The sequence below is a fragment of the Methylobacterium sp. BTF04 genome, assembly GCF_010692745.1.
Classification (GTDB): domain Bacteria; phylum Pseudomonadota; class Alphaproteobacteria; order Rhizobiales; family Beijerinckiaceae; genus Methylobacterium.
Map to the genome: position 1 here is coordinate 79,132 of NZ_JAAHTB010000017.1, position 21,061 is coordinate 100,192.

The following is a 21,061-nucleotide window of genomic DNA, read 5'->3' on the forward strand; positions in this document are numbered from 1 at the left end:
AGGCTGCCCTCTCCCGACACGAAAACGCCGCCCTGAAACCAGAGCGGCGCGATCGGACCGTCGAGCGATCGCGCCGCGCTCAGCGCGGGGCGAGGATCATGATCATCTGGCGGCCTTCGAGCATCGGCTCGCTTTCGACCTTGGCGATCTCCTGGGTCTCGTTCTTGACGCGCTCCAAGAGGCGCAGACCGATATCCTGGTGCGCCATCTCGCGACCACGGAAGCGCAGGGTGACCTTGACCTTGTCGCCCTCCTCGAAGAACCGCACCACGGCCTTCATCTTCGTATCGTAATCGTGCTTGTCGATGCCGGGTCGGAGCTTGATCTCCTTGACCTCGACCGTCTTCTGCTTCTTGCGGGCCTCGTTCTGCTTCTTCTGCTCGTTGAAGCGGAAGCGGCCGTAATCGAGAAGCTTACAGACGGGAGGGACGGAATTCGGTGCGATCTCGACGAGGTCGAGGCCGGCCTCCTCGGCCAACGCGATCGCGTCGAAGAAGGCGACCACACCGCGGTTCTGGCCGGTGTCGTCGATGAGCTGCACTTCGCGAACGCCGCGGATGTCACGGTTGGCGCGCGGCCCGTCCTTCTGCGGGGCCGGCATGGCTCTCATAGGTCTACGAATGGCTTCAATCTCCTGATGAAACGACCAAACGGCAGCCCAGGAACCCAAACCCCTCGGGGTCGATCCTGGCCACCAATCGCTCCGGCAATCCGGTTCCGATACCATGGCCGAACGGGCGTCCAAGTCAACCGTTCAGAGGTCGACCCGGGCGATTTGATTTGGCCGACGCCGCGCGGATGCGCGTTCCTAACCGGCCGGAAGCCGGCTCCTGAGCAGATCGGCATAGACGCCGAGGGTGTCGCTCACCATGCCTTCCAGGGAGAAGTGGGCCTCCACATGTACCCGGCCACGACGGGTCATCGCATCGCGGGCGCTCGCGCCGAGGGACAGGGCTTCGGTGAGCGCGTCGGCCAGCGCGCCGGCATCGCCGGGAGCCACCCGCCAGCCGGTACGCTGGCTGGGCAACACCTCGGGGGGCGCCAGGACGGTCTCGGGCACCGCACCGAGATCGGAGACCACGACGGGGGTACCGAGCGCCTGGGCCTCCACCGCCGACCGGCCGAAGGCCTCCGGCTCCACCGAGGGCACCGCCACCACGGAGGCGGCCCGGAAAGCGGCCGGCATGTCGGTGCAATGGCCGACGCGCCGGACGATGTTCTGGAGGCCGCGAGCGGCCACCAGTGCGTCGAGTTCGCGCTCGTAGGCAGTGCGGCCCTGGGGGTCGCCGGCCAGAACGATGGCGATATCGGCCACCCCGCGATCGCGCATCAAGGCGGCGGCCTCGATCAGCACCCGTTGGCCCTTCCAGCCGGTGAGCCGGGCGGCGAGCAGCACCACGCGCTCGTGCGGTGACACGCCCCAGGCCCGGCGCAATGTCTCGACCCGCGCCGGGGCCACGGCGCCGGGGGTGAAGGCGGACAGATCGGTGCCGCGATGGATCACCCGGACCCGGTCTCCGGCCTGCTCGGCGTGGAGGGTCCGGATCAGGTCGGCGGTGTAATGCGAATTGGCGATGACCACGTCGCCGCGCGCCATCACCGAATTGTACAGCACCTTCGGTCCGGTGCGGCCGGAATAGCTGCCGTGATAGGTGGTGACGAAGGGCAGTTTCAGCCGGCGTGCCGCGCCGAGCGCCACCCAGGCCGGGGCCCGCGAACGCGCATGGATGATCTGTACGCCCTCACGGCGGCACAGGCGGGCGAGCCGTCCGACATTCAGCGCCATGGCCAGAGGGTTCTTCGAGGCCGCCGGGAACGGCAACCAGATTCCGCCCTTGGCCTGCAATTCACCGACGAGGCGACCGCCCTCAGTGGCGACGAGGGCGCGTGCACCAAGGGCGGCGAGCGCTTCGGCCACGTCGACGGTGGTGCGTTCGGCCCCACCCGCGTCGAGGGAGGGGATAATCTGGAGAATCGTCGTGCCGGCCAGCGGCGCGCGCTCGCTCGGGAATCCGCCGCCGCGGGACTCGCCACTCATCACGCGCCCTCCTGCCTGTGCACCGTCTTGGGGGCGAAGCCAGAAGGGATCGGAGTTTCGGCGTCGGGGCTGCGGAATGCGTCTCGCGTCTCGATCATGGGCTTCAGAATGAATGCTGCGCTTTACGGCCCGGTAAACGAAATGCGAATGCGACGCGTTCAGTTCGATGTTTCTTGGACGACCAAGCAAATGAGTGGCGGATGGATACGGTGACGGACAGTCCGGAATTCCTGACGGTCGGCACGGGATCGGAGACCCGGCAGATCGCCGTGCGGCGGCGCGCGGGTGCGCATCCGCCGCTGGTCTGGCTCGGCGGCTTCCGCTCCGACATGGGCGCGAGCAAGGCGCTCGCCCTCGATGCCTGGGCGCAGGCGAATGGGCGCGCCCTGATCCGGTTCGACTATACCGGTCACGGCGAATCCGGCGGCCGTTTCGCCGATGCGACGATCTCGACCTGGCTCGCCGACGCCATGGCGGTGATCGCGACCTACGCGCCGGACCGGCCGATCCTCGTCGGATCGTCGATGGGCGGCTGGATCGCCTGCCTCGCGGCGCGACACCGGAGCGTGGCCCCCTCGGGCCTCGTCCTGATCGCACCCGCCCTCGACTTCACCCAAAGCCTAATGTGGGAGCGCTTCACCCCCGACATCCGCGCGACGATCGAACGCGAGGGCGTCTGGATGCGCCCGAGCGCCTACGACCCGGAGCCGGTTCCGATCACCCGTGCGCTTATCGCCGATGGGCAGACCCATACACTCCTCGACGCGCCCCTCGATCCCGGCTGCCCGGTCCATATCCTACAGGGCATGGAAGACCCCGATGTGCCGTATGCCCACGCCTTGCGGATTGTGGAGCGCCTGCCGAAGGCCGGCACGGTGTTGACCCTGATCGCCGATGGCGATCATCGGTTGTCACGCCCGCAGGATATCGCGCGATTGCTCGCCACGGTCGAGGCGATGACGCAAACGACGAGAGCCGATCCCGCGAGTACGGAATCGGCTCCCTGATTCTTGGCAAGGTCGCGCTGTCTCCACCGTTCGCGGGGCCGAAGCCGCGCGCGAACGCTCAGTGCAGGCTGACCGTGTGGAGGTCGTTGGCCATGGCATTGGCCACCACCGCATCGCGCGAATCGGCAAGCAGGATCGGGCTGCCGCTGGCGGACAGAAGGGCGAACAGGTCGAGCCCGGGCGTGAGGTCCGAGGCCTGCGGAAACAGCCGCCGGATCTCGTCGGAGCTCATGGGGCGCACATAGGCGATCTGGCCTTCGCCAAGTGCGGCGAGATCTGCGGCGTTGAAGTCGGCCGGGTCGAGATCGGCGCGGGTGATGGGGTTCTGGCTGAATTCGGTCATGGGCTGCCCTCCTTCATTGGCAGAGCGATGCTTTAGGTGCGTGCGTCAAACGTCGTCGCGGGACGCGATGGCGATCTTGCGGATGACCCGTTCCGGCTCGGGCCGGGTCAGATCGATGGAAAGAAGACCGTTCGCGAGATCCGCCCCCATCACCTCCATGCCGTCCGCCAGCAGAAAGGCCCGCTGGAACTGACGTGCGGCAATGCCGCGGTGGAGAAACTGGCGTGTCTTGTCGTCGACCTGACGACCACGCACCACGAGTTGGCTCTCCTCGAGCATCACATCGAGCTGATCACGGGTAAAACCCGCAACGGCCAAGGTAATGCGCAACCGCTCGGGCGCCTGATCGGTGCGCGCCACCCGCTCGATATTGTAGGGCGGGTACCCGTCATTGGCAGCCTTCGACACCCGGTCGAGGGCCTGTTCGATCTCGTCGAAGCCAAGAAGGAAGGGATGTCCGAACGGAGAGGGCCGTGTCGTCACGAACGCGTATCCTCGAAAATCGAAGCCCGGGGACCTGAGGTCCAAGAGGCACTTCGGAAGGCGGGGCCCGCGTGATGCAGCACCCCTTCCGGCGATCGCCTGCCGGTCATCGCGATATGGAGTCGGGCGTGAACGTCATCAAGGGCTTGGGCCCGCCCTCCCCCGGGATACGGACCCGTTTCAGCGCGCGACCGCCTTCGGGTATTCGAGTTCCGGCAACCGATTCCGTGAACAGCCGCCGCCACCGCCAAAGCGTCAAAACCGGGCGCTTTCGGCAATTTATTCCGGGCACTTCAGGCATCGCGCAAGCGTGGCCGCATTTAGACTCGTTGGTAACAGTTTGGAATTGCTCTGATATTCAGAGCTGATCTTGATCTGCGACGGTCAACTCGGATATCTCCACCGCGCATGCGACGGTGGATCGTTCTCGGTTCCGGGCCGCGTCCGCTGCTGGGTCTTGACCCTGCCGCGGCATTTCGCACTCTGCTGAATCGCATCGGATTCCGCTCGTGGGAGCCTGCCTACGCAGTGATTCGCAAGGTGGCCCATCCGGGTATCGCCATCGTTGAGGAAAACGGGACCGTCATGGTTGGAGCACGCGGCGTGAGCGAAATCGGCACCGGCGAGATCGGCATCAGAACGCCCCGGCCGCGCGGCTTGCGCAGTGCCGGCTTCGCGGTCGCCCTACTGGCCGGCATGGTCCCGGCCTACGCGCAAGACGCCAAGACGGCGGACACCAAGGCAGCGGACGCGAAGGCTCCCGTGCTGAAGCTCGAACTCAACCGGCTCGAGCCCGCCGGCGAGGCATGCCGCACCTACCTCCTCGTCGACAACAGTCGCGGTCCGGCACTGAAGTCACTCAAGGTCGACCTGTTCGCCTTCGATACCGACGGCGTTGCCCAGAAGCGTCTGGCGGTGGAACTCGGGCCGGTGCAGGAGCGCAAGACCATGGTGCGGCTCTTCGACTTCCCGGCCCTGGCCTGCCCCAAAATCGGCCGCGTTCTCCTCAATGACGTCCTCGCCTGCGAAGGCGGCGATGCCGGCCGCGAAGCGTGCCTCGAACGGATCGAGACCGAGAGCAAGGCCTCCGCACCCTTCGTCCGCTAACCCAACGTTCCTCGAACCCGAGAGCCCCATCATGGACCCGACTTCCGCACCGGCAGACGTCGCCCACGACTTCTCGTTCCTCGGCCTGTTCCTGCAGGCCGACCCCATCGTGAAGGGCGTGATGATCCTCCTCGCGGTCGCTTCGATCGCGTGCTGGACCGTGGTGTTCGAGAAGGTCGTGAAACTCGCCGCCGCCCGGCGCCAGGCCAAGGCGTTCGACGCCCTGGTCCGGTCCGGGGGCAACCTCGAATCGTCCGGCTCCGGCATCGACGCCCATATCGCCCAGGCCGGCATCGAGGCCTGGCGCGACCAGGACGCGAGCGAGACCCGCGCCGAGCGCCGCGAGCGTATCGAGCGCTCCATGCGCGCGGCCCTCACCAGCCGGATCAAGCGCCTGCAGATCGGCCTGCCGCTGCTTGCCACCGCAGGCTCCACGGCGCCGTTCATCGGCCTGTTCGGCACGGTCTGGGGCATCATGAATTCGTTCTCGTCCATCGCGAAGAGCCAGGACACCTCGCTCGCCGTGGTGGCACCGGGCATCGCCGAGGCGCTATTCGCCACCGCCATCGGCCTCATCGTCGCGATCCCGGCGGTGATGGCCTACAACAAGCTCACCACCGATCTCGGCCGCATCCAGTCCGGCTTCGTCTCGTCCATCGGCATGCTGGGCAACCGGTTGGCGCGCGACCGCATCTCCCACAGCCGCGCCGCAGCCGCCGAATAGCGGCCGCAATCGCGCGGCTGGACGCGCCCGGCACCAGCGCTGGGGATCGGTTCCGCAGCGAAGCCGGTGCCGGGACGACCAGTGAAGCAACACAGTAAGACGGGGCCCGGGCGTATCGCCGGCCGCGTGAGCCCCGGAGGGCGTCTCGACGATGGCAATGGGTTCGATCAGTTCCGGCAATGGCGACGACGATGACGGCCTCGACGCAGGCCCGATGTCCGAGATCAACGTGACGCCGATGGTCGACGTCATGCTGGTGCTGCTGATCATCTTCATGGTGGCCGCCCCCCTGATGACGACCGGCGTCCCGGTGCACCTGCCCAAGACGGCGGCGCAGAAGGTCGCGCAGGCCAAGAAGCCGCTCGAAATCTCGGTCGACAAGTTCGGAACGCCCTTCCTCGCCAAGGAGGAGTTGTTGCCCGACACCATCATGGCGCGGCTGCAGGCTCTCGCCGCCGAGAACCCGGCGGCCGTCATGCTGGTGCGCGGAGACCGCGAGGTTCCCTACGGCAAGATCATGGAAGTGATGGGCCTCGTCGGCCAGGCGGGCTTCACCAAGGTCTCGCTGATCGCCCAATCGCCGGGCGCCCCCCTCTCCTCCGCACCGGCATCGGCCGCGACGCCGGCCGGCGGGACAGCGCGATAATCCCATGAGCGCCCTCGCATCGACCGTCGAGCCGCAGCGGCGCGGCCCGTCCGGGCTCGCCGCAGCCTTCCTCGTGGCCCTCGGCCTCCATATCGCCGCCCTGGTGGGCCTCGCCCTGTTCGGTGCCGCGCCCACGGCGCCGCCCGGCGAGAACGTCGTCACCATCGACCTCGCACCGCAGATGACCGAGGCCGACACCCAGTCTCCCTCCGAGCAGGCGGCCTCCGCCCCTGCTCCGCCCGAGACGAAGCCGGTGGACCTGCCGGAGACGGTACCCGAGACGAAGCCGCTGGAGACCGCCGAAGTCACGCCGCCGGAAGCCACTGCGCCGCCGCCGCCGGACGCCGCGCCGGTGGCGGCGGAGGCGACGACCATGGCCGAGCCGCCGGAGGCGCCGACCACCCCGCCGGTGGAGACGGTGAGCGAGCCGCCGCCGGAGGATCAGGTCATCACCTCCACGGCCGAGTCCGCCCCTCCGCTGGCGCCCCCGCCCCCGGTGGTCGCGCAGGTTCCGGAGCCGCCCAAGCCCGTCGAGGCCGCCAAGCCCAAGCCCGACCAGACCAAGATCATCGAGGCGCGCCGCGAGGCCAAGCGCAAGGCCGACCGTGAGGCACGGTTGAAGGCCGAGCAGGAGGAGCGTCGCGAAGCGGCCCAGGACGCACGGCGCGAGGCGAAGGCGAAGGCCGCCAAGGAAGCCGCGCGCCGCGCGCCGGCCGCCGCGAGCGAAGGCCGTGCCGCACAGAACTCGGCCTCCGCCTCGCGCCAGAGCAGTGCGGGTGCGGCCGCCGGAGGCAACGATCCGAACGCCCTGCGCGCCTGGCAAGGCGCCCTCAGCTCGGCGATCCGTGGCCGGATGAACGCCAACGCAGCAGCCGGCACCAGTGGCGGCGTCGCGGTGGTGCGCTTCACCGTATCGCGCTCCGGCCAGGTGATGAGCTCAGGGCTCGCGAGCAGCAGCGGCGTCGGCGCCATCGACAGCGCCGCGATGGCCACCGTCCGCGGTTCGCTGCCCGCGGCGCCGGCCGGCGTCAGCCTCAGCAGCCTCGCCGTGACGGTGCCGCTGCGCTTCAGCCCGGGCCGGTGATCCCGGAGACAGCGGACCAACCATGACGGTGTGGTTCACCAGCGATACGCATTTCGGCGATCCGCGGATTCTGCGGATCGACCGGCGTCCCTATCCCGACCTCGCGGCGCATGATGCCGCGCTGATCGCCAACTGGAACGCGGTGGTGGCCGCGGACGACGTCGTCTGGCATCTCGGCGACTTCGCCCTCGGACCGTCCGACGAACGGGTGGCCGAGATCCTGGACTCGCTTGCCGGCACCAAGCATCTGATCCTCGGCAACAACGACGGTCCGGGCACCCTTGCGGCGCCCGGCTGGGCCTCCATCGGCCATTATGCGGAAATCGAGGTCGAGGGACGTCGCCTCGTCCTGTGCCACTACGCGTTCCGGACTTGGAACGGGATGGGACGTGGCGCGCTCGACCTGCACGGCCATTCGCACGGGCAACTCAAGCCGATCCCCAAGCAATACGATGTCGGCGTCGATGCGCAGGATTTCGTGCCGGTCGATCTGCCTGCGGTCTTGGTGTCCCGACGCAGGAATACGGCACGCGACAAAAGATCGGAACCTTAGCGCTGGCCGCGCCGTTTCCGGGACCTGAACGCAGGATGACAAATGGTCGCCGAGGCAATCTTGGACGCACCGCAGCTCATCTTGCCAAATCGTTCGGATCCACGGCGATCCCACGCTCAGGTGCTTCACATGCGTCACACCGTCGGTTCCTCCCTGATCGCGCTTGGTCTCACCCTTAGCGTCGCGGCGCCGGCACTGGCGGCGCCGGCCTGCAGCGCTGGTCAGCGCAAGGTCGATGAGGCCAACGCCCTGCGCTTCCAGTTTCAGCAGGAAGCCCGCCTCGGGAACCATGACCGCGCCTGCGATACCCTGGACGAGATCGGCGACCGCTACGCCGACGCCCGTGACGCATTCGAGGATTGCGGGGCCGGAATCGTTGCGATCGACCTGCGCAGCGAGTCGCGCAATCTCCGCATCGCCAAAAAGGCGAACCGCTGCGACTGAGCGGGTGCGGCCACGCACACCCATCCGGGCGATTGCCGTCCAACGTCACCAGCAGATACGGCGTTCGATTCGCCGCCCCGAAGGTCCGTCCCCATGAACGCCACCGTCTCGAACGCCATCGTCACCGGCCCGTCCTTCGCGGCAGCCCTGTGCGGTTTCCTGTGCACCACGGTCGCCACCACCATGGTGATGTTCCTGCTCAGCAGCGTCTGACGGCACCGGCCTACGGAGCGACGGACCAGAAGCGCCGGCGCGAGAACAGCAGATCGGTTTGTCCGATCTCGACGCCCGGCCGGCAGGGGAGATCGAGCTTCGGCGCGTCGTCCTTGAGCTTGGCCGCCGGCATCATCATCGCGGTCGAAATCGGAAACAGACCGAGCCGAGCCTGGATGTCGGGCTGCCGCACGGCGGCAATGGTGGCGATGATCGCCATCACCCCACCCGCGATGAAACCGAGAATAAAATTGGTCATGGTCGGCGAAGGTCCCGCGCGCTTCGGCGGGGACGCCCCGGCCCGCATGCGTGCCCGACTTCACTCGTCGCGTTTTCCGGCATGATTACGGCAAAGCTCGTCATTACGATCTCTTAACGCGAGACTGCATAACCTCCGGGCTTGCGCGACTCGTCAGGGCGCGTGTTCCGAGGAGACGCGATCGATGTCGTATGGGGCCAGTGCTTACGCCAGGGTAGCGCAGACGGCGTTGTCGCCGCGCGAGGCGGAAGCCGCCGTGTTGATCAAGGCGGCTTCCCGCCTCCAGGTCATCCAGGCGGATTGGGTCAACCAATCGGGCACCCTCAACGAGGCCCTGAACTTCAACCAGAAGGTCTGGACGCTCATCGCAGGCGCCGCCACCGCTCCCGAGAGCCCCCTGCCGATAGAGATCAAGACCAACATCGCGCAGCTCGCCGCCTTCGTGTTCAAGCGGATCATCGACACGATGATCGAGCCGTCGTCCGAGAAGCTCTCCGCCCTGATCAACGTGAACCATCAGATCGCCGCCGGCCTGCGGACCTGAGACCGCCGACCATACGACGTCATGCGGGTTTGCGAGTCCTGGTCGTGAATGCCGCCGTCTTGACGATGGCGGCGTCGAGCGGCGTCCACACGTCGAGGCCGAGTTGCCCTCTCGCCTTGGCGATAGACGGAACGTAGCGCTCCCGAGCCGGATCGCCCACGGCCTGCCCGCGGATCTCGACACCATTCGCCGCCGGAATCAGAGCGCCGACGCGACGCGCCAGCGCCGCAATGTCGACCGCATGGTCGGACCCGACATTGTAGGCCTCCCCTGCATTCCCCCGAACCAGCAGCGTCACCAGCCACGCCGCCAGATCGCCTGCGTACAGGTAGGATCGCAGCGGGCGTCCGTCGCCCGCCACGACGATCGTGCCGCCGCCGAGCGCGTCGCGGATGAAGTTGCCGATGGCGAAATGCGCATCGAGCGGCAGGCCCGGCCCGACGAAGGCGAAGGCGCGGGCGACCACCGCCTCGGTGTCCCCGCGCGCGTTGGCGATGGCGCAGAGCTGCTCAGCCAGGCGCTTGGCCTGGCCATAGGCCGAGCGTGGATCGAGCGGATCGCAGGCGCCCGCATAGGTCTCCGGGATGGTCGGCAGATCGGGAGGCTGGCGCCCGTAGATCGCCCCCGAGGAGACGTAGAGCAGGCGGCGCACGCCGGCTCGCGCCGCGAAAGCGAGGACGCGCCGGGTGCCGTCGATGATCGAACCGACCTGATCGAGCACCGCATCGTCGGGACTCACGGTATCGGTCGCCGCATGGATCAGGTGCGTGAAACGCCCCTCCGGGGACGGGAAGTCGCGGACATCGCCGGCGACGAGCCGCACCTCACTAGCGAGGCCAGGATAGCGCACCGCGAACGCGGCCGGGTCACGGGAGAGCACGGCGATGGAGAGGTCGAGGTCCAGGCGCTGGCGCGCACGCGCCATTAGCGCCACGAGCCAGCGGCCGAAGAACCCGGTCCCGCCGGTGACGAAGAGCGTGGCGCCGTCGAGTCCGCGCAGAGCTGCCTCGACCCGGCCGATGGCATCGTCGAGATCGCTGAGGGCGATGCCGTCGAGGGTCGCGTCCATGGGAGCTACTCGGCGACCGGGATGAGCATGTTCTCGGCCAGTTCCTCGCGCGACAGGAACGGCGCCATATCCTCCAGGGCCGAGGACACCATCCGCCCGTCTGCGAGACGCCGGGACGACAGCTTGGGCGCGAAGGTCTGCGCCGGATCGAGCATCACCTCGCAGATCGACGGGCCGGCCTCATCGAGGGTCGCGCGGATCATCTCGGCCGCCTGATCGAGATGGCTGAGCCGGCGCACCGGTATTCCGAAGGCGGCGGCGATCTTCTGGAAATCCGGAAAGGCGACGCCGCTCTGCGGCCCGCATCCGGACACGTTGTCGGGGAACCACGCGGTCTGCGACTGGAGGATCGACGAGTAGCCGGCATTGTTGAGAATGAAGATCTTGATCGGCAGGCGGTTGCCGACGATCGTCTGCAACTCCTGCAGGTTCATCATGATGCTGCCGTCGCCCGCCATGCAGACGGTGCGGCCGCTCCCATCCGAGGCGAGGTGAGCGCCAATGGCGGCGGGCAGGTCGTAGCCCATCGAGGCCGAGCCCGAATTCGAGAACAGGCGCTGGCGCGGCTTCAACCGCGCGGTCTGGAAGGTGACGATGCAGGCGGTGGCGTTGGCGGTCACCACCGCATCGCCCTCCCCCAATTCATCCCAGAGAACCCCCGCGAAGGCGTAGGGATGGATCGGGTCCTTGCAGGCTGCGTAGTCCGGCAGGTTGGCCGGATAGCGCGCGGTCCTCGCCTTGCACCACGCGAGATAGGCGGCGTGGGCGGCGGGCGGCGCGTGGTCCTCGGCTTGCGCCAGGAGCGCTTCGAGGAATTCGCAGAGATCGGCCTGGATCGGCACGTCGATAGACAGCGTGTGCTTGGCGAGCTCCGCGCTGTCGATGTCGACCATGACCTGCGTGGCCGCGCGCGCGAACGCCGTCCAGTTGTAGCTGATCTGGCGGATGTTGAGGCGGCAGCCCAGAACCAGAACCAGATCGGCGTTCTGGACTGCAAAATTCCCGGCCCGGTCGCCCACCGTGCCGGCCTTGCCGACATAGGCCGGGTGATCGTCGGTGAGCAGATCGTGCGCGTTGAAGGCCGTGGCCACCGGAATCCGCAAGGTCGCCACCAGCCGCTCGAACAGCGCCACGGCCTTGGCCGCACGGATGCCGGTGCCCGGCAGGATGACCGGACGCTCCGCCGTGCCGATCAGGTCGAGGACCCTGCGGGCCGCCGCCGCGAGATCCGGCCCGACCAGTTGGCCGACCTCGTTGGGGTGGCTCGCGATGCCTTCCTTCGCAGCCGAGAAGTGCCGCAGGCGATCCGGATCGACCTGCGCCCCCTGGATGTCGATGGGAACGTCGATCCAGACCGGCCCGGGTCGTCCGGACCGCGCGATCCAGATCGCCTTCTCGATGAGATAGGCGGTGTCCGCCGGGTCGCGCAGGGACGCGCCGAATTTCGTCACCGGGGCTGCCATCGCCAGGATGTCGACTTCCTGGTCGCCGAGTTGGCGCAACGGCAATGGCTGGAAGGCCGCCACCGTCTCTGTCTTCACCTGGCCCGAGATCAACAGCATCGGCACCGAATCGGTGTAGGCGCCGAACACCCCGTTGAGGGCGTTGATGCCGCCCGGCCCGGTGGTGACGTTCACCAGCGCCATTGCGCCGCCGAGGCGGGCATAGCCCTCGGCCGCCATGGCGCAGGCCTGCTCGTGGTGCATGAACAGCACGTCCAGCCCCGGCGCCCGGCAGAACGCATCGTTGAGGTGCATCGCCCCGCCGCCGGTGACCATGAAGGCTCGGGAAATGCCGCTGTCGATGACGATCCGGGCGATGAGATCCGCGACGCGCATGGGGCTCCTAGCGGGCGACCGCCATCGGCCGCCGGACTGTACGACGAGCCCTCGGGGTAGACCGATTTTCAGGCGACGGGAATCCCACGGTCGCGGATCGTCCGGCTCAGCTCGGATTCGGCGCCGTACGGGCTGTCGATGGCGGCGAACAGGACCGGCGCGTCGGCCGGGATATCGGTGACGATCACCTCCGCGTCGATCAGTTCCCGGCACGAGATCTGACCCTGCTGCAGCGGGATCGCGAAGTAGACGTTCTCGACGCTGAGGGCCTCGCCGGCCTTCAGATCACGCTTGGCATAGGCGCCGCGCACGAGCGCATCGAGATAGCGGACCTCGCGATCGGGCGGGATGCGCTTGGCGGTACCCGGCGCGCCGCACATCTCCTGGGCCTTCTTGAAAGCCTTGAACCAGGTGTCGATCTGCTCGGGCCGCGAGCAATAGGGCGAGACCGGTATCCCGTCGGCCTCGATGTCGACATGGCGCTCGAAGGTCCGCGCGCCCTTGGCATAGGCCATCATCACGGAGCTGTGCCAATCGTGATACTCGTGCGTCGAGTAGCCGATGACATTGTCCGGATACCGGTCGACCAGAAAGTCGATCTGGTTGAGTTCGAGTTCGCTGTCCTCGGAGGGATAGAGCGAGACGCAGTGGTTGATCGCGAGCGGAATCCCGCGCTTGTTGAAAAATCCGACGATGTCGTCGACATCCTTGAGCGACGAACCGCCGGTGGACATGATCGCGGGCTTGCCCGTCTTGGCGATCTTCTCGATCAGCACCCAATCCTTGATGTCGGAGCTGGCGATCTTGATGATCTGCACGCCGAGCTCGACGCATTTGTCCACCGAGGCCTCGTCGAACGGCGTCGCCATCGTGATCATGCTGAAGCGCCGGACCGCCTCGACCATGCGGGCGTAGCTGGCCCACGGCATCTGCGTGTCGAGGGTCTTCTTGACGTAGCGGATGTCGTCGCGGGCGCGAAAATCCTGATGGACGAAGGTATCGACATCGCGGAACTGCAGTTTCAGGGCGGCCCGGACGCCGTTGAAGCGCGCCACCTGCCCGCATTCCCGAATGATCTTCAGGCCGCGGTCGAGATCGCCCCAATGATTGCTCGCGAGTTCCAGGACGAACAAGTCCTGGAAGATGTCGGCACCCTTCATAGCGAACTTCCTATGCTCCTTTTGAGCATTCTTGCTGAGCGTTCGTGCGTTCGGGGACCCCGGCTAACGCGACAACACCACGACCACTCAAAAACACCGCATCGACGCCCGGATCACCCGTGCAGCTTGGCGATCACCGAGAACACCTGAGACGTCGCGCCGCCCGCCGAGACCGGGTGCGAAACCCGTTCCAGCACGGCGAGCCCGGCGCGCGCCGTCATCGCATCGATCGCCGCTTCGCTGAAGAAGTTGATGTGTTCGTGCCAATGCCGCTTGGCGCTCGCACGGTCATCACGGTCGGCCCTCCGCATCAGCTCTTCGTGCGGGAACTCGAGATACAGGATCGTCTCCCGCGTCATCGCACTGGTCATCTCCCGCAGGAGACCGGTCGGGTCGGATACGTGTTCGAGAACATGCGCCGACACCACGAGATCGTAGCGGCCCGCACGCGCCTGTTCCAGCCCGACCCGTTCGGCGCCCGCGATCACCGGCTTGTCGGAGATGTCGTAGATGTGGTGGGCGGCGCAGCGTCCCCTGAACGGCGTGTTGAGGCCGGTATCGCCGCCCCAATCCAGCACCCGGGGTCGCGGCCCGAGATGGGGCGCAAGAAGCGTTTCGATCTGCGGAAGGGAGGGGCTGCCCTCCGCCAAAGCGGCGTTGCGGCGTGCATAGCCGGGCTCGAAGCGCTCGCGCATCGCGCAGTAATCCGGCCCGCGATAGGCGTGGTAGAGCGCGCCCATCTCCTCGTCGTCGAAGCGCATGTCGAGGAAGATCGCCCCGCACGCGGCGCAATCGAGCGTCTTGCAGAGGCTGTAGACCCGGCCCGGGGCGAGATCGCGCAGGTTCCAGGCGGCTGTGACCTCGGTGGAGTCCCATCCGAAGATCCGATGGGCCAGAAACGGCATCAGGATCGCAGGACTTGCGACCAGACGCTCACCGCCACAGCAGACGCAACGCTTGGCGATCTTCATGCGAGATCTTCCTTCATGCGAGGTGTTCCTTCATTCAAGGTCTCCTTCGCCCGGCTCAGTCCTTCGATGCGCCGGAACCTTTTCGCGATGCAAGGCTGCTTTGCGAGGCGGGGCTGCGCGGAGGTGGAATCCACAGCACGCGATCTCATCCGAAGCGTTAACCTAGCCCCCGGACAATCGGGCGCGCATACACGACCGGAGCGAGGCTAAGACAGCCACGGCTCAGGACAGGCAAAAGGCTGGGAGGCGTATGGCGAAGGTTGCCACGGCAGGTGCCGGCATGTCCGAGACGCCGCGCAAGGCGGACGAGATCCGCGACGAGATCCTGCGTCTCGTGGCGCTCTATGCCGAGACCGCACATGCGCCTGCGCCGTTCGAGGCGGGCCGCTCGCCCGTGCCGGTCTCGGGCCGGGTCTATGGCGCGCGCGAGATGCAGCTCCTGGTCGATTCCGCCCTGGATTTCTGGCTGACCACCGGGCGCTTCAACGCGGAGTTCGAGCAGCGTCTGGCCCGGATCATCGGCGTCCGTTACCTCCTCACCTGCAATTCGGGTTCCTCGGCCAACCTGCTCGCGGTCACCGCGCTCACCTCGCATCTGGCCGGCGAGCGGCGGCTGATGCCCGGCGACGAGGTGATCACCTGCGCCACCGGCTTTCCCACCACCGTCAACCCGATCCTCCAGAACGGCTTGGTGCCGGTCTTCGTCGATGTCGACATCCCGACCTACAACATCGACGTGCGCCAGCTCGAGGCGGCGCTGTCGCCGCGCACCCGCGCCATCGTGCTGGCCCATACCCTCGGCAACCCGTTCGACGTCGCCGCCGTCACGGCGTTCGCCGCCAAGCACGGGCTCTTCCTGGTGGAGGATTGCTGCGATGCCCTCGGCGCCACCTATGACGACCGCCCCGTCGGCACCTTCGGCGATGTCGGGACCCTGAGCTTCTACCCCGCCCACCACATCACCATGGGGGAAGGCGGCGCGGTGTTCACGGGGTCGAGCCGTTTGAAACGGGCGATCGAATCTTTGCGCGACTGGGGGCGCGACTGCTATTGCGCGCCGGGCGAGGACAATACCTGCAAGAAACGCTTCGACTGGACCCTCGGCGAGCTGCCGCACGGATACGACCACAAGTATACGTACTCGCATCTCGGTTATAATCTGAAGATCACCGACATGCAGGCCGCCATCGGCGTCGGCCAGCTCGACCGTCTCGACGACTTCATCGCCGCGCGGAAGCGCAATTTCGCGCTCCTGTCGGAAGGGCTCGGCCGTTTCGCCGACCGGCTGATCCTGCCCGAGGCGACCCCGCGCAGCGATCCGTCCTGGTTCGGCTTCGCCATCACCCTGCGCGAGACCGGCCGGCGCAACGCCCTCGTGCAGTTCCTCAACCGGCGCCGGATCGGCACCCGCCTGCTGTTCGGCGGCAACATGATCCGCCAACCCTACATGCTGGAGCGGACCTTCCGTACGGTCGGGAACCTCGCCGCCAGCGACCGGGTGATGAACGATACGTTCTGGATCGGGGTCTATCCGGGGATCGGCCCCGACGCCGTCGATTTCGTCGTCGCGGCGATGGGCGACTTCTTCGCCGGTCACACGTGACTGCGGCAGATTCCGTCACGCGGGACGATCCAGCTGTGAGCGATATCGACTTTTCGGCATGCCGCCGCACCATTGCGGCGCTCGCGCAGGGCGGGGTCCCGGAAGCCGAGTGCTACGTCTACGGCGCGGGCGGCTTCGGTCGGCGGATCGCGCGGGAATTGCGACGACTGGACCGCACCGTGCTCGGTTTCATCGATCGGACCGGCCGGGACAGGCCATCGGTGGACGGCCTGCCCTGCCTCCACCCCGACGATCTCGGCGACGTGAGCGCGACCGCTTACGTCCATGGGCTGATGAATCACGCGACGTCGCCGGCCTCCGTCGTCGCCTGGGCCGAGACACGCGGCTTCGCGCACCTGTGCTTTCCGGCGGATCTCTACGCGATTCCGGGCTTCGCGATCGAGAGTTACTGGCTCACGCCGGCGCAGGAGACCCGCACGCATCTCGACGCCATCGAGGCGTTTCACCAGGCGCTGGAGGACGAGGAGAGCCGGGCGATCCTACGCCAACTCCTGATCTATCGCGTGTCGACGGACCCGCGCGACCATCCAGCGGTTACGGCAGCGGAGGCCTATGTGCCGGCCTTCCTGCCGATCTACACGAGGCCGCTGACCTTCATCGACGGCGGCGCCTTTACGGGCGACACGCTGGAGACCCTGCTGGCCCATTGCGTCGCGGTGGCCGACTGGATCGCCTTCGAGCCGGATAGCGGCAACATGGAAGCGCTGAGGGCGACGGCCCGAACGCATCGCACTCTGGTCGGCAGCCACACGCTGATCCAGGCCGGCCTGTCCGATACCAACGGCCTCGTCCGGTTCGAGGAGGGGCACGGCGCGGCCTCGCGGATCGCGCCGCCGACGGGGATCGCCTGGGCGGGCGGGTCCACGACCGAACTCGCCGTGGTGCGCCTCGACGACACCATTCGGCGGGCAGGCGACATCTACGTGAAGCTCGATATCGAGGGCGCGGAGATCGATGCGCTTCAGGGCATGTCGCGCCTTCTCGCCCAGCGCCCGACTCTCGCGGTCAGCCTGTATCACCGGCCGGCCGATCTCTGGGAAATCCCGCGTCTCATCACGGCGCTCTATGACCGCCCGCGATTCCGCCTGCGCCAGCACGGCCATCACGGCTTCGACACGGTCCTGTACGTGATGCCGGGCTGATCTCAGGGGCGACCGGTCTCCGTAGTCTCCACCCAGCGGCGCCACATGGCGCGAAAGGCCGCGCCGATGTCGTCGGCAAGTCCGGCGTGATCCATGAGCGGGCTCGCAATCATGCGCTCGCGCAGCCCATGGCGGAGTGTGTTGAGCCGTTCCCAATCGTTGGCGAGATCGCTGGCCCGGTCGATGTAGTCCTCGACCGTCGCGGCGCTGAGTTCCGGAAGGCCGACATTCGTCAGCATCGAATGGCCCATGCGGGCGACGTAATGGGTCCCCGCCAGGGCGATGAACGGCACGCCCATGTAGAGCGTGTCGAGGCTCGTGGTCCCGCCATTGTAAGGAAAGGGATCGAGGGCGATGTCGATGCGGTTGTAGAGGACGTAGCGATTGGCCGGCGCGCGCGGCTCGAGAAGGGTGCGGTCGAGGGGGATGCCGACCCGTTCGAGGCGGGCCGCCACGTCGGCGTGAACCTCCGGATCCTCGACGTTGGCGATCTCGAGGAGAAGCCTCGCGTCGGAAACCCGATGGAGGATCCGGCCCCAGGCCGCGAGCGTCGCATCGCTCATCTTGGTGAAGCGGTTGAAGCAGCCGAAGGTGACATAGCCGTTCGTCTCCGCCGGAGGGTGGTCGGAGAGGGGCAGGTGCTTCGCCGGCGCCTGGTAGCACGCGGAGACACGCGAAAGCCGCCAGAGGGCCTCGACACTGAAATCGTCGCCGAGGCCCAAGGGCTCGGCATGCGGGTCGGTGAACCGGTAATCCATCGCGGCCATGCCGGTGGTCCCTGGAAATCCGATCCAGGCCACCTGGATCGGGGCCGGTTTGCGGGCGAACACCAGAAGGCGGTTCTGCGCGGTGTGGCCCGACAGGTCGACCAGGATGTCGATGGCATCGGCCTCGATGAGGTCGGCGGCGGCATCGTCGTCGAGGCCGCACAGGCACCGCCACTGCGCGAAGACCGATTTCAGCCGCTCGGTGACCGCATCCTCCCGAACGGTGTTCGAGTATGCGAACGTCTCGATCTGCGCACGCTCGAAGTGTCGGAGCGCCGGCTCGAAGAAGTAATTGACCGCGTGCTCGCAGAAGTCGCCGGAGACGAAACCGATCCGGAGCCTGCGATCGGGATCGCGGTCGTTGGCGAACGGGCGTTGGCGCAGGAGCGGATCGGCGAACCGCGCGCCGAAGGACTTGGCATCGGCGAGCTGAGCGAGGGCGGACGAATCCGTGGCGTACATCCGCGCGAAGATGCGGTTGCTGTGAACCAGCGGGGTCGTCGGATCGAGGCTGAGCGCCGTGTCGTAGCAGGCGACGGCCTCGTCGAGACGGCCGAGATCCTTCAGCACCACCCCGAGATTGTTGTGGGCCTTGGCGTAGTCCGGCGCGAGCCGGAGGGCTTCGCCGAGATGGCCGACGGCCTGCTGCAGCAGGCCTTGCTTCTGCAGAACCACGCCGAGATTGCTATGGGCGACGAAACTCAAAGGGTCGCGTTCGAGCGCGCGCTCATAGCAGACGGCCGATTCGTCATAGCGCTTCTGATGCGACAGCACGTTGCCGAGATTGGCGTGGAAACCGGCCGAGCTGTCGTCGAGCGAGACCGCGATGCTGAGAAGGTCGAAGGCGAGATCGAGGCGGTTGGTCATCGAAGCGATGTTGCCCGCCAGGTGGATCGCCTCGGCATGCCCCGCGTCGAGCAGCACGATCACGTCGATCAGCGCCTCGGCCTCGGTCAGCTTGCCGCCCTGGAAATGCTGGTGCGCCTCGGTGAAGAGATTGGCGACGAGGGCGGTGAGCGTGGCTTTGGTGGCCGCATCGGAGAAGCGCTTCTCGGCAAAGCGCTGCAGGATCGAGCGGGCGTCGGGCAGGCGGCCGGCGCCGAGCAAGGCCGTCGCCAGGGCCAGCCAGTAGCGCGGCTCGCCGGGATCGGCCTTGAGGGCAGCGGCGAAATGGGGAACCGCGAGGTGATCCCGCCCGGTCTGGCTGACGAGGATCCCGAGCTTGTAATGGCCCTGCGCGTGCTGGGGTTCGGCCTCGACCAGGCGGCGGTAGCGGCGCTCGGCATCCGCGAACCGCCCGCCCTGCTCGTCCGCGGCGGCCTGCTGCAGAATTTTTGCGGTCGACGGCGCCCTGCGCTGATCCATCCTTCGGGCCATAGGGCGTCTCCATCCTGCGGGTGAACGATCGGGCGCGCAGAGTTAACCGATCGTAAACGGCCGATCCGACCCGGAAGCCGGGTGGCGTGACGCCGGACGCGAAAAAGGCCGGAGCGATGACCCCGGCCTCGATCGGCGTTTTGCGAAGCGGCGCTTAGCGGAGAAGCTGCAGCACGCCCTGCTGCGCCTGGTTGGCGAGCGAGAGAGCCGAGATACCGAGGGACTGACGGGTGGTCAGCGCCTGCGAGTTCGCGGCTTCCTCGTTGAGATCGGCATCGGTGAGCTTGGAAGAACCGGTGTCGAGCACGTTGATGATCTTCTTGGTGAAGTCCTGCCGGTTCTGCACCACCGAAAGGTTCGAGCCGAAGGTCGATGCCTGCGAGCGCAGGGTCGAGGAGGCGTTGGTCAGCGTGGTCAACGTGCCTTTCACATCCGCATCGAGCAGGAAGCTGCCCTGCCCGTTCACGCTGGAACCGGAATCGCCGCTGATGGCGGTCAGGCTGAGGCCGATGGACGTGGCGTCGACACCCTGGATGTCGAGGTTCGAGGTGTCCTTCTCGTTGAAGGAGATGTGCAGCTTGTTGGTGCTGGCATTGCTGGAGAGCAGGTTGACGCCATTGAAGCTCGCATCCCGTGCGAGCTGGTCGATCTGGGTCAACAGGCTGTTGTACTGCGCCGCCAGGCCCGCCCGCTCCTTGACGCCGATGACGGTCAAGTCGCCGCTCTGGCCGGCGGCCGACGTGGTTCCGTACTTCGCCGCCGGCGCCGTGCCGGCCTGGAAACCAAGGGTGGTCTGGTCGGCGGTGGTGGCGAACTCGATATCGGCACTTCCGCTCACGACGATCTTCGTGCCGGTGGTGTCCTTGGTGAAAGCAGTTCCCGCGCCCTGAGCGCTGACCGCAGCGTTGAGGTTGGCGATCACGGTATCGATGGAAGCCGTCGACGCGGCCGCCGCGGTGACGGCGGTTCCGTTGACGTACAGGCTGATCGTCCCCGAGGAGGCGGTCACCGCACTCGCGAAGTTGTTCTTCGCGGTGCCGCTGGTGGTGATCTGCGTCGCGAGCGCCTGGTTCGCGGTGGATTTGGCCGAATCGACGAGCTTCTGGATCGAGGTGAGGCCCTGGTTGGCCGCCTGGATCGTCTGGACGCCGTTGGAAATTCCATCGAGCAGGCTGCCGAGGTCCGACGAGCGGTTGGACAGGCTCTGCGAGGTGAAGAAGTTGATCGGGTTGTCGAGGGCCGAGGCGACCTTCTTGCCCGTGGACAGGCGGTTCTGGGTCGTCGAGGTCAGCGCCGCCGTGTCCTGCAGCGAAAGCAGGTTCTGGCGCGTTGCGGCCGACAGCGTAACATCGGTGGACATGAGCTAAATCCGTCTGGCTTTGAACCACGTTAAGGTTAATAGGCCAGAACATACTTGATTTTCGGTTAACGGGCTCAAATCGCGAGAGTTTTCGAGGCTCGGGTTTTCTTTTCCGGTTCTTCGCCCTCTCGGGGATCGCCTCCCGACAACGAAAAACGGCCGGAGCATTGCTCCGGCCGCCGTGGTTTTGCTTGGTCGGATCAGGCCGGCTTAGCGGAGGAGCTGGAGCACGCCCTGCTGCGCCTGGTTGGCGAGCGAGAGGGCCGAGATGCCGAGCGACTGACGGGTGGTCAGCGCCTGCGAGTTCG

21 protein-coding genes are annotated in these 21,061 nt (G+C 67.0%); 10 read left to right on the plus strand and 11 right to left on the minus strand.

Annotated features, from left to right (window positions below):
- Positions 1-79: 79 nt before the first annotated feature.
- Positions 80-601 (minus strand): translation initiation factor IF-3, encoded by a 522-nt coding sequence (gene infC, locus G3T14_RS12480; RefSeq protein ID WP_246733280.1) that lies wholly within the window; start codon positions 599-601, stop codon positions 80-82.
- A gap of 207 nt (positions 602-808) precedes the next feature.
- Positions 809-2,038, minus strand: a complete 1,230-nt coding sequence (locus tag G3T14_RS12485; RefSeq protein WP_163642871.1) for a glycosyltransferase family 4 protein — start codon at positions 2,036-2,038, stop codon at positions 809-811.
- A 200-nt stretch (positions 2,039-2,238) separates the two neighbouring features.
- Between G3T14_RS12485 and G3T14_RS12490 the strand changes: the two genes are divergently transcribed.
- Positions 2,239-3,045 (plus strand): alpha/beta hydrolase, encoded by an 807-nt coding sequence (locus G3T14_RS12490; protein WP_163642872.1) that lies wholly within the window; start codon positions 2,239-2,241, stop codon positions 3,043-3,045.
- Between the two features lie 58 nt (positions 3,046-3,103).
- On the opposite strand, the gene G3T14_RS12495 is transcribed toward G3T14_RS12490, so the two are convergent.
- Entirely contained in the window at positions 3,104-3,388 is a 285-nt protein-coding gene (locus G3T14_RS12495) for a DUF1150 domain-containing protein (protein ID WP_163642873.1), read from the minus strand.
- Between the two features lie 45 nt (positions 3,389-3,433).
- Entirely contained in the window at positions 3,434-3,871 is a 438-nt protein-coding gene (locus G3T14_RS12500) for an Hsp20 family protein (protein ID WP_163642874.1), read from the minus strand.
- 696 nt (positions 3,872-4,567) lie between these two features.
- On the opposite strand from G3T14_RS12500, the gene G3T14_RS12505 reads away from it, so the two are divergent.
- The 6 genes from G3T14_RS12505 to G3T14_RS12530 all read left to right on the plus strand — a co-directional run bounded on the left by G3T14_RS12505 (position 4,568) and on the right by G3T14_RS12530 (position 8,429).
- A complete protein-coding gene (locus tag G3T14_RS12505) occupies positions 4,568-4,978 on the plus strand; it encodes a Tat pathway signal protein (protein ID WP_246733296.1) in 411 nt (136 codons plus the stop codon).
- Between the two features lie 31 nt (positions 4,979-5,009).
- On the plus strand, positions 5,010-5,702 hold the full coding sequence (locus G3T14_RS12510; RefSeq protein ID WP_163642875.1) for a MotA/TolQ/ExbB proton channel family protein: 693 nt from the start codon (positions 5,010-5,012) through the stop codon (positions 5,700-5,702).
- Between the two features lie 151 nt (positions 5,703-5,853).
- Entirely contained in the window at positions 5,854-6,348 is a 495-nt protein-coding gene (locus G3T14_RS12515) for an ExbD/TolR family protein (protein WP_163642876.1), read from the plus strand.
- A gap of 4 nt (positions 6,349-6,352) precedes the next feature.
- Entirely contained in the window at positions 6,353-7,432 is a 1,080-nt protein-coding gene (locus G3T14_RS12520; protein ID WP_163642877.1) for an energy transducer TonB, read from the plus strand.
- A 22-nt stretch (positions 7,433-7,454) separates the two neighbouring features.
- Positions 7,455-7,985 carry a metallophosphoesterase family protein gene (locus tag G3T14_RS12525; RefSeq protein ID WP_163642878.1) on the plus strand — a complete coding sequence of 177 codons (531 nt, stop codon included), beginning with the start codon at positions 7,455-7,457 and terminating at the stop codon, positions 7,983-7,985.
- A gap of 129 nt (positions 7,986-8,114) precedes the next feature.
- Positions 8,115-8,429 carry a hypothetical protein gene (locus tag G3T14_RS12530; protein ID WP_204262827.1) on the plus strand — a complete coding sequence of 105 codons (315 nt, stop codon included), beginning with the start codon at positions 8,115-8,117 and terminating at the stop codon, positions 8,427-8,429.
- A gap of 223 nt (positions 8,430-8,652) precedes the next feature.
- On the opposite strand, the gene G3T14_RS12535 is transcribed toward G3T14_RS12530, so the two are convergent.
- Positions 8,653-8,901 carry a hypothetical protein gene (locus tag G3T14_RS12535; protein WP_163642879.1) on the minus strand — a complete coding sequence of 83 codons (249 nt, stop codon included), beginning with the start codon at positions 8,899-8,901 and terminating at the stop codon, positions 8,653-8,655.
- Between the two features lie 184 nt (positions 8,902-9,085).
- Between G3T14_RS12535 and flaF the strand changes: the two genes are divergently transcribed.
- Entirely contained in the window at positions 9,086-9,445 is a 360-nt protein-coding gene (flaF, locus tag G3T14_RS12540; RefSeq protein WP_163642880.1) for a flagellar biosynthesis regulator FlaF, read from the plus strand.
- Between the two features lie 19 nt (positions 9,446-9,464).
- Here the strand turns inward: flaF and G3T14_RS12545 are convergent, their stop codons facing one another.
- From G3T14_RS12545 to G3T14_RS12560, 4 genes are all read right to left on the minus strand, one after another.
- A complete protein-coding gene (locus G3T14_RS12545; RefSeq protein WP_163642881.1) occupies positions 9,465-10,514 on the minus strand; it encodes an NAD(P)-dependent oxidoreductase in 1,050 nt (349 codons plus the stop codon).
- Positions 10,515-10,519: 5 nt separating this feature from the next.
- Positions 10,520-12,352 carry a thiamine pyrophosphate-binding protein gene (locus G3T14_RS12550; protein ID WP_163642882.1) on the minus strand — a complete coding sequence of 611 codons (1,833 nt, stop codon included), beginning with the start codon at positions 12,350-12,352 and terminating at the stop codon, positions 10,520-10,522.
- A 68-nt stretch (positions 12,353-12,420) separates the two neighbouring features.
- Positions 12,421-13,512 carry an N-acetylneuraminate synthase family protein gene (locus tag G3T14_RS12555; RefSeq protein WP_163642883.1) on the minus strand — a complete coding sequence of 364 codons (1,092 nt, stop codon included), beginning with the start codon at positions 13,510-13,512 and terminating at the stop codon, positions 12,421-12,423.
- 113 nt (positions 13,513-13,625) lie between these two features.
- Positions 13,626-14,483 (minus strand): class I SAM-dependent methyltransferase, encoded by an 858-nt coding sequence (locus G3T14_RS12560; protein ID WP_163642884.1) that lies wholly within the window; start codon positions 14,481-14,483, stop codon positions 13,626-13,628.
- Between the two features lie 250 nt (positions 14,484-14,733).
- Between G3T14_RS12560 and rfbH the strand changes: the two genes are divergently transcribed.
- On the plus strand, positions 14,734-16,086 hold the full coding sequence (rfbH, locus tag G3T14_RS12565; RefSeq protein WP_246733290.1) for a lipopolysaccharide biosynthesis protein RfbH: 1,353 nt from the start codon (positions 14,734-14,736) through the stop codon (positions 16,084-16,086).
- Positions 16,087-16,121: 35 nt separating this feature from the next.
- Entirely contained in the window at positions 16,122-17,249 is a 1,128-nt protein-coding gene (locus G3T14_RS12570) for an FkbM family methyltransferase (RefSeq protein WP_163642885.1), read from the plus strand.
- A gap of 2 nt (positions 17,250-17,251) precedes the next feature.
- On the opposite strand, the gene G3T14_RS12575 is transcribed toward G3T14_RS12570, so the two are convergent.
- Positions 17,252-19,393 carry a tetratricopeptide repeat protein gene (locus tag G3T14_RS12575; RefSeq protein ID WP_163642886.1) on the minus strand — a complete coding sequence of 714 codons (2,142 nt, stop codon included), beginning with the start codon at positions 19,391-19,393 and terminating at the stop codon, positions 17,252-17,254.
- A gap of 154 nt (positions 19,394-19,547) precedes the next feature.
- Positions 19,548-20,753 carry a flagellin gene (locus G3T14_RS12580; protein WP_163642887.1) on the minus strand — a complete coding sequence of 402 codons (1,206 nt, stop codon included), beginning with the start codon at positions 20,751-20,753 and terminating at the stop codon, positions 19,548-19,550.
- Positions 20,754-21,061: the final 308 nt, after the last annotated feature.